The sequence below is a fragment of the Photorhabdus kayaii genome (genome assembly GCF_025384895.1).
GTDB classification, from domain to species: domain Bacteria; phylum Pseudomonadota; class Gammaproteobacteria; order Enterobacterales; family Enterobacteriaceae; genus Photorhabdus; species Photorhabdus kayaii.
In genome coordinates, this window is the sequence record NZ_JAJAFZ010000018.1 from 23,124 (window position 1) to 36,079 (window position 12,956).

Annotated in this window: 14 protein-coding genes; 2 read left to right on the forward strand and 12 right to left on the reverse strand. The window is 40.4% G+C overall.

Features of this window, described 5'->3' with window-relative positions:
• Nucleotides 1-22 precede the first annotated feature (22 nt).
• The 9 genes from LGZ98_RS09075 to nrdH form a co-directional block, all read right to left on the reverse strand.
• Nucleotides 23-1,213 (reverse strand): MFS transporter, encoded by a 1,191-nt coding sequence (locus LGZ98_RS09075; RefSeq protein ID WP_113040908.1) that lies wholly within the window; start codon nt 1,211-1,213, stop codon nt 23-25.
• Nucleotides 1,214-1,380: 167 nt separating this feature from the next.
• On the reverse strand, nt 1,381-1,542 hold the full coding sequence (locus LGZ98_RS09080; RefSeq protein ID WP_158536469.1) for a hypothetical protein: 162 nt from the start codon (nt 1,540-1,542) through the stop codon (nt 1,381-1,383).
• A gap of 161 nt (nt 1,543-1,703) precedes the next feature.
• Nucleotides 1,704-2,702 carry a glycine betaine/L-proline ABC transporter substrate-binding protein ProX gene (gene proX, locus LGZ98_RS09085; RefSeq protein ID WP_113040909.1) on the reverse strand — a complete coding sequence of 333 codons (999 nt, stop codon included), beginning with the start codon at nt 2,700-2,702 and terminating at the stop codon, nt 1,704-1,706.
• Between the two features lie 69 nt (nt 2,703-2,771).
• Nucleotides 2,772-3,857, reverse strand: coding sequence for a glycine betaine/L-proline ABC transporter permease ProW (gene proW / locus LGZ98_RS09090; protein ID WP_113040910.1), 1,086 nt, complete (start codon nt 3,855-3,857; stop codon nt 2,772-2,774).
• Nucleotides 3,850-5,049 (reverse strand): glycine betaine/L-proline ABC transporter ATP-binding protein ProV, encoded by a 1,200-nt coding sequence (gene proV, locus LGZ98_RS09095; protein WP_011145607.1) that lies wholly within the window; start codon nt 5,047-5,049, stop codon nt 3,850-3,852. The genes proW and proV overlap by 8 nt, the downstream gene beginning before the upstream one ends.
• Nucleotides 5,050-5,646: 597 nt before the next feature.
• Nucleotides 5,647-6,606 carry a class 1b ribonucleoside-diphosphate reductase subunit beta gene (nrdF, locus tag LGZ98_RS09100; protein WP_011145608.1) on the reverse strand — a complete coding sequence of 320 codons (960 nt, stop codon included), beginning with the start codon at nt 6,604-6,606 and terminating at the stop codon, nt 5,647-5,649.
• Between the two features lie 21 nt (nt 6,607-6,627).
• The gene (gene nrdE / locus LGZ98_RS09105) at nt 6,628-8,757 is read right to left on the reverse strand and encodes a class 1b ribonucleoside-diphosphate reductase subunit alpha (RefSeq protein ID WP_262977995.1); all 2,130 of its coding nucleotides are present in this window, start codon (nt 8,755-8,757) and stop codon (nt 6,628-6,630) included.
• A 2-nt stretch (nt 8,758-8,759) separates the two neighbouring features.
• A complete protein-coding gene (gene nrdI / locus LGZ98_RS09110; RefSeq protein WP_162107608.1) occupies nt 8,760-9,176 on the reverse strand; it encodes a class Ib ribonucleoside-diphosphate reductase assembly flavoprotein NrdI in 417 nt (138 codons plus the stop codon).
• Nucleotides 9,177-9,189: 13 nt separating this feature from the next.
• Nucleotides 9,190-9,420, reverse strand: a complete 231-nt coding sequence (gene nrdH, locus LGZ98_RS09115) for a glutaredoxin-like protein NrdH (RefSeq protein ID WP_113040913.1) — start codon at nt 9,418-9,420, stop codon at nt 9,190-9,192.
• Nucleotides 9,421-9,751: 331 nt separating this feature from the next.
• Between nrdH and LGZ98_RS09120 the strand changes: the two genes are divergently transcribed.
• Together LGZ98_RS09120 and cspE are read left to right on the forward strand one after the other, a co-directional pair.
• The gene (locus tag LGZ98_RS09120) at nt 9,752-10,213 is read left to right on the forward strand and encodes a methylated-DNA--[protein]-cysteine S-methyltransferase (RefSeq protein ID WP_011145612.1); all 462 of its coding nucleotides are present in this window, start codon (nt 9,752-9,754) and stop codon (nt 10,211-10,213) included.
• Nucleotides 10,214-10,431: 218 nt separating this feature from the next.
• Nucleotides 10,432-10,641 (forward strand): transcription antiterminator/RNA stability regulator CspE, encoded by a 210-nt coding sequence (cspE, locus tag LGZ98_RS09125; protein WP_021323071.1) that lies wholly within the window; start codon nt 10,432-10,434, stop codon nt 10,639-10,641.
• 82 nt (nt 10,642-10,723) lie between these two features.
• Here the strand turns inward: cspE and crcB are convergent, their stop codons facing one another.
• The 3 genes from crcB to lipB all read right to left on the reverse strand — a co-directional run bounded on the left by crcB (nt 10,724) and on the right by lipB (nt 12,954).
• Entirely contained in the window at nt 10,724-11,098 is a 375-nt protein-coding gene (crcB, locus tag LGZ98_RS09130; RefSeq protein ID WP_228900402.1) for a fluoride efflux transporter CrcB, read from the reverse strand.
• A 139-nt stretch (nt 11,099-11,237) separates the two neighbouring features.
• Entirely contained in the window at nt 11,238-12,203 is a 966-nt protein-coding gene (gene lipA / locus LGZ98_RS09135) for a lipoyl synthase (protein ID WP_113040914.1), read from the reverse strand.
• Between the two features lie 109 nt (nt 12,204-12,312).
• Nucleotides 12,313-12,954: a lipoyl(octanoyl) transferase LipB gene (gene lipB / locus LGZ98_RS09140; RefSeq protein ID WP_191214697.1), complete on the reverse strand. Its 642-nt coding sequence runs from the start codon at nt 12,952-12,954 to the stop codon at nt 12,313-12,315.
• Between the last annotated feature and the right edge of the window lie 2 nt (nt 12,955-12,956).

Here is a 12,956-nt window from a genome sequence, read left to right on the forward strand (position 1 = left end):
TTCTTTTACTATGATCTGTTTCTTACAACGTCTTTGGTTCGTACTTTTTGCCTAAAAACCACACGATTAGACTTATTATACAGATAGCCATGCCAGCGGTGGCAACGCCATACCAACCTGAATGTTTGTAAGCATAGCCTGAAACCAGAGAGCCAAGGGCTCCACCAATAAAATAGCTGGTCATATAAGCGGCGGTGAGTCGATTTCTAGCTTCTGGCATGATGCGGTATATCGTACTTTGATTTGTAACGTGAACACCTTGAATCGCAATATCAAGGAGAAAAACACCAATTATAAAGCCAATTAGTGATTCTTTGACTAAGCCGATCGGTATCCATGAAAGAAGTAGTAGCACCAGAGAAATGCTGGTGGTCAGAGGGCCTTTTCCTTTATCAACGAGTTGCCCGGTTTGGGTTGCCATCAATGCTCCGGCAGCACCGACTAATCCAAATAAGCCGATGACTCCTTCGGAATAGTTAAAAGGAGGTGCTGAAAGCAGGAATGCCATTGATGTCCATAGCAGGCTGAAGTTGGCAAATGTCAGTGCACCTAGTAGGGCGCGTACTCTTAGAAGCGGGCTTGTAGTGATAAGGTTTACAATAGAGCCAAGTAACTGGAAATAATTGAGATTGGTTACTTGTTTATAACGGGGCAGGTAGCGCCACAGTGTCAGAGAAAGAATCACTAATGAGACACTGGCAACCCAGAAAACAGTTCGCCAGCCACCAAGAGTTGCCATTGTTCCTGAGATGGTTCTTGCTAGTAATATTCCAAGCAGTAAACCGCTCATAATCGTACCGACAGCTTTTCCTCGTTGATGGGGAAGAGCAAGTGTTGCGGCCAGCGGGACCAGTATTTGAGCGACCACCGAAAATAATCCCGTCATTGCCGTTCCTAGTAACATTTGCCAGATGTTCTGCGACGTGGCGGTAATCAGTAATCCAATGGTGGCTAATATTGTCATTGAGACAATTAAACTGCGTCGTTCGAACATATCACCTAATGGCACAAGGAATGTTAGACCAACGGCATAGCTTAATTGAGCTGTGGTTACAATAAACCCCGCTTCGTTGACGGTCAGATTAAATTGTAACGCAATCGTATCGAGTAGCGGTTGTGCATAGTAGTTGCTGGCGACAACCAGACCTGTGGCAATGGCGATCAGTGCAATCAAAGCTGGACTTAATGGTGTACGGGAAATATTTTCTTCCATAAATGTATTTTCTTATATTTAAACGGCAGGTTAGGGGTGAGTGGACAGCTCGTTAAAGGTCTGTAGTCACGAGCTAAACTTTTTGCATTGTAATGAATTTTTATTCAGGTTCAATGATAAATCCGAGAGGATGGTTACTAAAGAAATTCTATTGAGTATTCATTGTTTTAGGTAGCTTTAACTTGTGATTTAACTATCAAATTGAACTGAGAATGAAATATAAAATCGATATTAATTCCTATTATTTTCCATAATATAGCGATAATGACTATATACCCGTCATCTTTCAAGTTGCCTCTTTGTTGGCTGCACTCGCTCACCCCGGTCACATAGTTACCTATGCTCCCGGGGATTCACTCCCTTGCCGTCGCGATCCATCTTGAAATCCATAGGGTATAAAATTGTTGAAATATAAATTTTAATAAGAATTCTGAATCAGAAAAAATAACAGTGAATTGTTTTATACCAATTCACTGTTACGCTCTAAATATTAATTTTTTCCAGCGGCTTCAACGGCAGTTTTAACCCAACTATCAAACAATTTCTGATGAGCCTTAATCCAACCGTTGGCGTGACGTTCAATATCCGCTTGTGATGCCTCACCATTATGCATCCGCAAGTTTTGGGCATTGATATCCGCAAGGGGCATTCTCATGATAGAAAATAACTTAGCGGCGGTTGGGTTGTCTTCTGCCCATTTTTTATTGGCAGCAATATGCATAATACTTGGTGGAAAACCATAATTAGCGCCATTTGGTAATTTCGTCTCTATTTTCTCATCATTAGGCATAGCGGAGAAAGGAACTTGCAGCCAGACAACATCTTTACCTGGTTTCAGCACGTCACTAACCCAATAAGGTGTCCATGTGTAATATAAGATGGGTTTGCCTTCTTTATAGCGGGTAATAGTATCTGCCATCATGGCTGCATAGTTACCTTGATTGTGTTCAACGCTATTGTTTAAACCATAGGCTTTAAGGTGATGATTAATGGCGATTTCACAGCCCCAACCGGGATTACAGCCAGTTAAATCAGCTTTGCCGTTACCGTTGGTATCAAATAATTTGGCTATTTTCGGATCTTTTAATTGAGCAATATTAGTAATGTTGTATTTTTCCGCTGTTTTTTTATCGATCAAGTAGCCTTGTGCTGCATTTTCTACGTAGTTACCAACACGGTAAAATTTGGCATTACCACCTGCTGCCTGATATTGGGTGTTGTGCAGTGGTTCCCAACTTACGGCCATAAAGGTTGCGTCACCAGAAGCAATAGAGGAATAGGCGACGTTGTAGTCCACTTCTTTGATGGGTTTGATATCATAACCAAGTTTTTCCAATGCTTTACTGACGATCAGCGTCTGGAATGTTTCTTCGCTAAGGGTGCTTTGTATGGGTTGTACACTGATACCTTTACCCGGTAATTCGACAGCGAATAATTGAGAACTTATCAGTGATGACAGGGATATAGCCCAGATAACTATTTTGCGCATGGTTTTTCCTCCTGTTGCAGTCATCATGTGTTTACCAAACAATTGTTGCTTGATAGGTGTTTTGGAAGGTTATGCTTTTTGGCTAAATAAACGGGTAACTAATCCAATTGGGCCAGTGGCATACCAGCGATTTACGCCTTTAGCCCGGTTGCTGTAGCCAAAAGACTGTGTTAGGCGGTCAAGGAGAATCGCAAGAATAACAATCCCGACCCCACCTACTGTAGCAAGCCCCATATCGAGACGCCCAATACCTCGCAAAACCATTTGGCCTAAACCACCAACGGCAATCATTGATGCAATAACGACCATTGATAGGGCCAGCATCAGGGTTTGGTTGACACCGGCCATAATGGTTGGCATAGCCAGTGGTAATTGAACTTTAAACAGCATCTGACGAGGGCTGGCGCCGAAAGATTCGGCTGCTTCTATCAGATCTGCTGGAACCTGTTTGATGCCTAAAATTGTCAGACGGACAATTGGGGGTAGAGCAAAGATAATGGTGACGATAACTCCAGGCACGTTACCGATGCCAAACAGCATGACAATCGGAACCAGATAGACGAATGCTGGTGTGGTTTGCATAGCATCAAGCAGAGGTTGGATAATTTTCGCGGCTCTCTTGCTGTGTGCCAGCCATATGCCGAGTGGTAAACCAACGATAATGCAGAACAATAGCGATGTCAGAGCCAGTGATAAAGTGACCATCGATTCGTGCCATGCACCAATTGCACCAATAATTACCAGAGAAATCAGAGCAGTAATACCCATACCAATGCCTGATAACTGCCAGGCAATCAGGGCAAAAAATAGGATGGCAATGGGAGCAGGTATTGATGTCAGACATTGTTCAAAGCCACTGAGAACAAAATCAATGGGGACGCGGATTCCCTGAAATGCAGGACGAAAATTTAGCACAATCCAATCAATAGCATGGGTTACCCATGAGTCTAAAGGGATAAGTGGGTGCTGGAATGGGTCCATGATATTAAAATGTTCAGGCTGTACCGCAGTTGCGGGGGCATCCAGCCAGTCAGAACCCGTTGCATCGTCAGCATTGGTTCCACTGCTCCAGGGGTCGGAATTATCGGCAGCGATGGACGGGGTATCCTCTGAATTCTGTACAGGCTGAGTTTGATGTTCGTTTTGATTACTCATTTGGTGTCTCCTTATCTAATGCCTGCAATAGCATCCCTTTGGAAATAACGCCGATATATTTGTCATTATTTCCAACCACCGGAACTGCACAAGGTGATTGTGCTACAACAGCAATCAGCTCATTGAGGGGCATATCTGCGGCAACGGAGGTTGGTTCCGCCAATATGGCGTGTTCGATAGGTTTTTTTTCCCGTAATGCTTTTTCCAATGAATTTACGGAAACGATACCGGCGAATTTTTGTCCACGTTCGATCAGGTAACCATAGTTTCTGTTTTCGTCATCGAGGACTTTCAATGCAGAAAGAGGACCAAAACCGGGTGCAATATGAAGCAGAGAGTCAGGACGGCGACGGGCAATGTCTTTAGCACTGAATACATGGCTGATATCTACGCCACGAAAGAAAGTTTTCACATAGTTATTCGCTGGATTATTCAAGATTTCATCAGGTGTCCCGACCTGCACAACAACACCGTCTTGCATAATGGCAATCCGGTCTCCGATACGCATTGCCTCATCCAAATCATGAGAGATAAAGACGATAGTCCGTGGCTGATTGCCTTGCAGGCTTAGCAGTTCATCTTGCATTTCTGTACGAATTAATGGATCAAGGGCAGAAAATGCTTCGTCCATTAGCAAAATATCTGGGTTATTAGCTAATGCCCTGGCAAGCCCTACACGTTGGCGCATCCCGCCTGAGAGCTCATCTGGATAAGATTGTGCATAATTTTCCAGGTTTACCTGTTTCAGTGCATCCAATGCTTTTTTATTGCGTTCTTGTTTGGTGATTCCGGCAAGTTCCATACCAAAGGCGCTGTTTTCCAGTATGTTTAAATGTGGCATCAGTGCAAATGATTGGAAAACCATACTGATTTTGTTACGGCGAATTTCTCTTAACGCTGCTGTTGAAATCTCAGAAATATCTTCACCATCAATTAATACTTGGCCGCGAGTCGGTTTTATCAGACGATTGAGAAGGCGTACCATTGTGGATTTGCCGGAGCCAGATAATCCCATGATGACAAATATTTCGCCTTCTTCAATAGTCAGATTGGCATTTTGTATACCAACAACCATACCTGTCTTTTCAAATATCTGATCTTTGCTCAAACCAGAATTCAGTAACTTGAAAGCATATTCTGAATGGTCGCCAAATATCTTATAGAGGTTTTTAACTTCGAGTTTAATTGCCATGAAATAGTTACTTTCCTTTCAATGGTTATTTAATGGTGTTATGCATTATTCATCTCTGCATGATTCTTTGAATATATATACCCTAACATACTGAGAGAGCCTGACAACCCTATGTTAATGATAATTAATGTAAAAAATAGTGATATTGAATGACTTAAATTAGATATATTTGTAGTCATTTCATGGTTATTAGTCATTCCTTTTACCCAAATTCATGTTGTCATTGTAAGGGTTAATTGTATATATGCTGTTGTTATTAATGAATTTTAAATTTGATCGGCAAATGAATTATTCACTATGTTGTAAATAGAATCGATTATTAGTTTATCATGTTGATTATGTCTTATTAGAATGAAATTTAATTTAAAATTAATTAGCTACATTAATGTTTTTTGTCGTTTCGGATGATATAAGAGGCGGAGATGGCAAAAAATATCCATAGAAATGGCAATAGTCATGAAAAAATGCCATAAAAATATAAGGATTTTATGGCGTTTTATCGTTTAAAAAACAGGATCAATAATATTGGTTTTTAAAGTATTAGAGTATTATGGTTATTTTGAAGTATTCCTTCTATATAAAATAAAATCATTCTCTTTAGAAATTCCAATCCTCATCCTCAGTATTCACTGCTTTACCGATAACATATGATGAACCTGAACCAGAAAAGAAATCATGGTTTTCATTGGCATTCGGTGATAATGCAGAGAGGATTGTAGGGCTGACATTTGTTATTTCTGGCGGAAATAAGGTTTCATAGCCAAGATTCATTAATGCTTTATTGGCATTATAATGCAAGAATTTTTTAATATCTTCAGTCCAGCCAACAATATCATAAAGTTCTTCTGTATATTTGATTTCATTTTCGTATAATTCTAATAATAATGAAAAAGTGAATTCTTTAATCTCTTTTTGCTCTAGTGTTGAATGTTTTTTTAATGATTGTTGAAATTTATATCCAATATAATAACCGTGGATGGCTTCATCTCGGATAATAAGTCGGATTAAATCGGCTGTATTTGTTAATATTCCTCGACTTGACCAATACATAGGTAAATAGAAACCTGAATAGAATAAAAATGATTCTAGAAAAACACTGGCGATTTTTTTCTTTAATGGATGATGATAACTATAATAATTTAGTATAATTTTGGCTTTATTCTGTAATGAAAAACTCTTTTCACTCCAGCGATAGGCGTCATCTACATCAGTTGTTAGGCATAATGTTGAAAAAATGGAGCTATAAGAACGTGCATGAACAGCTTCCATGAAACTAATGTTGGACATAACTGCTTCTTCGTGGGGTGTCAGGGCATCTTCCATTAACGCTGGAGCACCAACAGTGTTCTGAATTGTGTCCAGTAGTGTCAGCCCGGTGAATACCCGGATAGTCAGCTTTTTTTCTTCTGTCGTCAGTGTATTCCATGAAGTAATATCATTGGATAATGGAATTTTTTCCGGTAACCAAAAATTAGTTGTCAGTCGGTTCCAAACTTCTAGATCTTTGTCATCTTCAATTCGGTTCCAGTTAATTGCACATATAGGATTACTGATCATAATACATTTCCAGAATTCATTTTACAGTGAGCATGAAACACAATCTTGTACTTCCGTGCCTTCTAGAGCAGTTTGTTTCAGACGGATGTAATAAAGTGTTTTAATTCCTTTACGCCAGGCATAAATTTGGGCTTTGTTAATATCACGGGTAGTAGCATCGTCTTTGAAGAAAAGTGTCAGGGATAATCCTTGGTCAACGTGTTGAGTGGCTGTAGCATAAGTATCAATAATCTTTTCCGGCCCTATTTCGTAAGCATCTTGGTAATATTCAAGATTATTATTCGTCATAAATGGTGCTGGATAATATACCCGTCCTGTTTTACCATCTTTACGGATCTCAATACGGGATACAATCGGGTGAATGCTTGAGGTTGAATTGTTGATATATGAAATAGAACCTGTAGGAGCAATAGCTTGGAGATTTTGATTGTAAATACCATGAGTCATAATTGAGGCTTTTAATTCAAGCCAGTCTTGTTGATTAGGAATGGTTATTCCTGCTTGCTCAAACAATTGAGAGACTTTTTTTGTCTGAGGTTGCCATGCTCTTTCTGTATATTTATTGAAAAATTCACCACTGGCATAACGAGAATCTTTAAAGCCTTTAAAGTAGCTATTGCGTTCAATGGCGATCTGATTGGAAGTACGCAGAGCGTGATAAGTGACGATATAGAAATAGATATTGGTGAAATCTATTCCCTCTTCAGAACCATAATGAATTTTTTCCCTTGCCAGATAGCCGTGAAGATTCATTTGCCCCAAACCAATGGCATGGGAATCCTGATTTCCTTTTTCGATAGAAGGAACTGAACGGATATGGCTCATATCTGATACCGCAGTTAAAGCACGGATAGCCGTTTCAATAGAGAGGGTAAAGTCAGGTGAATCCATTGTATGAGCAATATTCATTGATCCCAGATTACAACTAATATCTTTCCCAATATGGTGGTAACTTAAATCCTCTTTATATTCGCTGGCATTGTTAACCTGTAAAATTTCGGAACATAAATTACTCATATTAATCCGACCTTTAATCGGGTTAGCATTATTCACCGTGTCTTCATACATAATATAGGGATAACCAGATTCGAACTGGAGCTCAGCTAACGTCATGAAAAATTCACGAGCATTGATTTTTGATTTCCTAATTTGTTGGTTATTTACCATTTCAGTATATTTTTCTGTCATGCTAATTTCGGACATTGGCACACCATAAATCCGCTGAATATCATAAGGGGAGAATAGATACATATCTTCATTATGTTTAGCCAGCTTAAAAGTGATATCAGGAATAACAACGCCAATAGAGAGTGTTTTTATACGGATTTTTTCGTCGGTATTTTCCCGTTTTGTATCCAGAAAACGAAGAATATCGGGATGATGTGCATGGAGATAAACGGCCCCTGCACCTTGGCGTGCACCGAGTTGATTGGCGTATGAAAACGCATCTTCCAGCATTTTCATCACAGGGATAACACCTGATGATTGATTTTGAATTATTTTTATCGGTGCACCCGTTTCCCGTAGATTACTGAGTAAGAATGCGACCCCTCCACCACGTTTTGAAAGCTGTAAGGCTGAATTAACTGAACGTCCGATGGACTCCATATTATCTTCAATGCGTAGCAGGAAACAGGAAACCAATTCTCCTCGCTGTTTCTTACCGCAATTAAGAAAAGTTGGCGTTGCTGGTTGAAAACGGCCATTGATCATCTCATCCACTAGACGACAAGCCAGCACTTGATCGCCTTGGGCTAGGGTCAGTGCTACCATGCATACCCGATCTTCATAGCGTTCTAGATAACGTTTATTATCGAAGGTTTTCAGAGTATAACTGGTGTAATATTTGAATGCGCCCAGAAAGGTTTGAAAGCGGAATTTTTTGCTATAGGCTTGCTGAAAGAGCTTTTTAATAAAAGCAAAATCGTATTGCTCCAGCACGTTTGTTTCGTAATATCCCTCTTGTTGGAGGAAATCCAGTTTCTCTTTTAGGCTATGGAAAAATAGTGTGTTTGGATTTACATGCTGGCGAAAATAATAATGAATAGCCAGTTTGTCTTTGTCAAATTGAATCTTTTCTTCACTATCGTACAGATTGAGCAAGGCATTTAAAGCATGATAATCCTGTTGTGCATTAATTTGAAAAGTCATAATTACATATTCTCTAATGAATCATGTTGCCAGAACCTTTGAATACCTTGGCGTACCCGTTGTACATCTTCTTCAGTACCCAACAGTTCAAAACGGTATAGGAGGGGTATCCGGCATTTCTCTGAAATTATCCGCCCAGCGATGCCGTAAGCTTCGCCAAAGTTGGTATTCCCGGCCGCGATGACTCCCCGGATGAATGCCCGGTTTTCGGCGATATTGAGAAATCGGATCACTTGTGGTGGAACAGCGCCTTTAGTACTGCCACCACCGTAACTGGGGGTCAGTAAAATGTAAGGAGAAGTTACGTTTAATGGGCTGTCTGATTGATTTATTGGAATACGAAAGGCTGGTATCTCCAGTTTCTGAACAAATCTATGGCTATTACTGGATGAACTGGAGAAATAGATCAGCGGATTTATATTCATAATAAACCTATAAATCCTCGGTTAATGCGTTGATTTTATCTGGACGAAATCCTGACCAATGCTGTGTACCTGCTACAACCACAGGAATTTGCTGGTAGCCCATAGCACGGATAGTCGCTAAAGCCTGCGGGTTTTCGGTTAAATCGACAATCTGATAAGGAATATTTCTTCGGCTTAGCGCCTGATAGGTTGCGCTGCATTGTACGCAGTCCGGTTTGCTATAAATGGTAATGCTCATTAACGACTCCTTTGTCAGTTTGTGGGCATGTGATGGCAAAATTTGGTTCATGAGTAATAATTTACCTAAAGGCCAGAACTTGAATCATACTATATATAGTGAAATTTTATTTCAACCATACTATATGTGGTGTTAATTTTACATCGAGTGACTATCATTAAAATTACGATGTGGGTTATTCTCTGTTTGTTGGCAGGCTTTTCGTCTTCAGACAAGTTTAAGTTTTCTAGTCGGTGGTAAGGGAGCAACTGAATTCATCATTGCAATTTGTCGAAAAGACGATTTACTCTAATCTCTATAATGATTGATATTTTTTTCAATGGAGGTGGTTATGTATCATCACTATTTTGATACACCCAAAGGATTTCCTAAACCGTATATTCATATCACTGCGGATGATAAGGGAGTGACCAGTCTATATTTTGTTGATGAAAAAACAGCGCCTGAAGTGAAAAATGATATTACTAAGCAGTGCGTGAAAGAGTTACGAGGATATTTTGCGGGTAAGCGAACTGAGTTTTCCGTTCCACTCAACCCGGCAGGAACTGAATTCCAGCAGCGTGTATGGTTACAGTTATGTAAGATCCCGTTTGGAGAAGTGTGGAGTTATAAGCAACTTTCATTAGCATTAGGTTCAGTTAATTATTGTCGTGCGGTAGGAATGGCTAATTCTCGTAATCCGATCTCATTAATTGTGCCTTGTCATCGTGTTATTGGACATGATGGTAAATTGGTGGGATATACCGGTGGCCTGAATATTAAAAGCTGGCTATTAGAACATGAAAAAACCTAGTCATTTGTTTATTAGATAACTTGTGTGATAAAAGACCAGGGAGGATTATAGATATTTATATATGTGTATTATTTAGTAGTAAAACTAAATAAAGATAACATCTATCGTATTTTATTATGCTTTTCGTGATCTTGGTTGTAGACAGTGAGCCAACTTATTTGTTGTACTGTATGCGACGCAGATTTTGTGTCTTAATTTTCACGTTAAAGGTAAGTTTGATGTCAAAAATTAAAGGTAACGTTAAGTGGTTTAATGAATCTAAAGGATTCGGGTTTATCACTCCAGAAGATGGTAGCAAAGACGTATTCGTGCATTTCTCTGCTATTCAGAGTAACGGATTTAAAACTTTGGCAGAAGGTCAAAAAGTAGAGTTTGAAATCACTGACGGCGCTAAAGGTCCATCTGCTGTAAACGTTGTCGCTATCTGATTTTAACTCCATATTTCGAAAACCCGTTATTACAACGGGTTTTTTTTGGCTTGTATGAGGCCGATATGTAGGTGATTTTAATTTAAAGTTCATGCATCAATACGAAAGCTAACATGGTCATCAGTAATGATCCAAAAAGGTTAAGCAAAACTGTTCCCAGTGCCCATCCTAGTTTCCCGTCCAGTAACAAATAAGCAACTTCAACAGAGAATGTAGAAAAGGTTGTTAAACCTCCGCAAAAACCGGTGGTCAACATCAATTTCCAAGCCGGATCAAGATGTGTAGATTTATTAAAATAGGCTAACCCTAGTCCGATAATTAATGCACCAATACAGTTAACGGTAAGGGTGCCAATCGCGATATTAGAAGAAATATTATTAAGACGGAGGCTGATAAACCAGCGTAATACGCTGCCTAAGCCACCTCCGATAAATACAGCCAGAATAATATTAGTCATAATATACCCGTCATCTTTCAAGCTGCCTCTTTGTTGGCTGCACTCGCTCACCCCGGTCACATAGTTTGCTATGCTCCCGGGGATTCACTCCCTTGCCGTCGCGATGCAGCTTGAAATCCATAGGGTATAAGAAACTGGGTTATTTGACCTCTTCACCTTTGGCTTGCAAGTCAGCATGATAAGAAGAACGGACAAATGGACCACAGGCGGCATGGGTGAACCCCATAGCTAACGCTTCTTCTTTCATTTCATCAAATTCCTGTGGGCTGACGTAGCGCTGTACCGGTAAATGATGGCGACTAGGTTGTAGATATTGTCCCAAAGTCAGCATAGTCACACCGTGGCGGCGCAGATCACGCATAACATCAAGAATTTCTTCGTTGGTTTCACCAAGACCGACCATCAGACCCGATTTGGTTGGAATATCAGGATGGGTTTCTTTAAACTTTTCAAGTAATTTTAATGACCACTCATAGTTTGCACCAGGGCGCACCTGACGGTAAACCCGGGGTACGTTTTCCAGATTATGGTTAAAGACATCGGGCGGTGTCGCTGTCAGTATTTCAAGTGCACGATCCATACGTCCACGGAAGTCAGGAACTAAGGTTTCAATCTTAATAGATGGATTTTTTTCACGAATAGCAGAGATGCAGTCAGCAAAGTGCTGAGCACCACCGTCACGTAGATCATCACGGTCAACGGAGGTGATGACAACGTAGCGCAGTGCCATATCTTTAATGGTTTGTGCCAGTTTTATGGGTTCGTTGGTGTCAGGTGCCATTGGGCGGCCGTGCGCAACATCACAGAAAGGGCAACGGCGGGTGCAAATTGCGCCAAGGATCATAAAGGTTGCTGTACCGTGATTGAAGCATTCTGCCAGGTTAGGGCAAGACGCTTCTTCACAAACGGAATGCAGACCATTTTTGCGCATGGCAGATTTGATGCCCTGAATGCGGCTGGAATCCGCAGGAAGTTTGATTTTCATCCACTCAGGTTTACGCAAGATTTCTGTACGTTCGGTCATCACTGTTTTGACAGGGATCAGCGCCATTTTGTCTGCGTCGCGGTACTTAACTCCGCGTTCCATCTGAATTGGTTTACTCATAATCGTGCTGGTTCCAGTGTTAAATTCATCAGGTTGAGATTTATCATTCAGTCTACTGTATGATAAAAAATTAAAAATTTTTGAAAAATGTTAAAAAATTATAGCATCTTTAACTGTTCAGGTTAAATCCTAACTGCTGGCAAAATTTCTCTACCAAAACAGGCTGTACTTGTTCAACAGTAATTCCAGGAACTAAGTCACTGAGTTGAATCATTTTCATACCGGCATAGCCACAAGGGTTAATACGCTGGAAGGGTTCTAAATCCATTGCGATATTGAGGGCTAGTCCGTGGAAAGAACAACCTTTACGTATCCGTAATCCAAGAGAGCAAATTTTTGCTTCATTGACGTAGACACCAGGGGCATCCGGGCGGGCATGGGCTTTCACACCAAAGTGAGCAAGGGTTTTAATGACAGTATCCTCTATCGCCGTAACCAGTTGCCGTACACCAATTTTGGCGCGTTTAATGTCAATCATGACATACATAACCTGCTGACCAGGGCCATGATAGGTGACTTGTCCACCACGATCGGATTGAATAACCGGAATATCACCGAGGGACAGCAAATGCTCAGCTTTACCTGCTTGTCCTTGAGTAAAGACTTTTGGATGCTGTACCAGCCAGATTTCATCAGGTGTATTAGTATCTCGCTGCTCAGTAAACAAGTGCATTGCATCAGAAATCGGCTCGTAGGGTTGTATTCCTAATTGACGTAAGAAAATCGTTTTATGTTGCAATTGAAACTTCATTT

Coding starts and splice junctions, on each gene's coding strand:
- LGZ98_RS09075 (WP_113040908.1), bottom strand. CDS start 1,213: ATGGAAGAAAATATTTCCCGTACACCATTAAGTCCAGCTTTGATTGCA.
- proX (WP_113040909.1), bottom strand. CDS start 2,702: ATGCGCAAAATAGTTATCTGGGCTATATCCCTGTCATCACTGATAAGT.
- proW (WP_113040910.1), bottom strand. CDS start 3,857: ATGAGTAATCAAAACGAACATCAAACTCAGCCTGTACAGAATTCAGAG.
- proV (WP_011145607.1), bottom strand. CDS start 5,049: ATGGCAATTAAACTCGAAGTTAAAAACCTCTATAAGATATTTGGCGAC.
- nrdF (WP_011145608.1), bottom strand. CDS start 6,606: ATGATCAGTAATCCTATATGTGCAATTAACTGGAACCGAATTGAAGAT.
- nrdE (WP_262977995.1), bottom strand. CDS start 8,757: ATGACTTTTCAAATTAATGCACAACAGGATTATCATGCTTTAAATGCC.
- nrdH (WP_113040913.1), bottom strand. CDS start 9,420: ATGAGCATTACCATTTATAGCAAACCGGACTGCGTACAATGCAGCGCA.
- LGZ98_RS09120 (WP_011145612.1), top strand. CDS start 9,752: ATGTATCATCACTATTTTGATACACCCAAAGGATTTCCTAAACCGTAT.
- cspE (WP_021323071.1), top strand. CDS start 10,432: ATGTCAAAAATTAAAGGTAACGTTAAGTGGTTTAATGAATCTAAAGGA.
- crcB (WP_228900402.1), bottom strand. CDS start 11,098: ATGACTAATATTATTCTGGCTGTATTTATCGGAGGTGGCTTAGGCAGC.
- lipA (WP_113040914.1), bottom strand. CDS start 12,203: ATGAGTAAACCAATTCAGATGGAACGCGGAGTTAAGTACCGCGACGCA.
- lipB (WP_191214697.1), bottom strand. CDS start 12,954: ATGAAGTTTCAATTGCAACATAAAACGATTTTCTTACGTCAATTAGGA.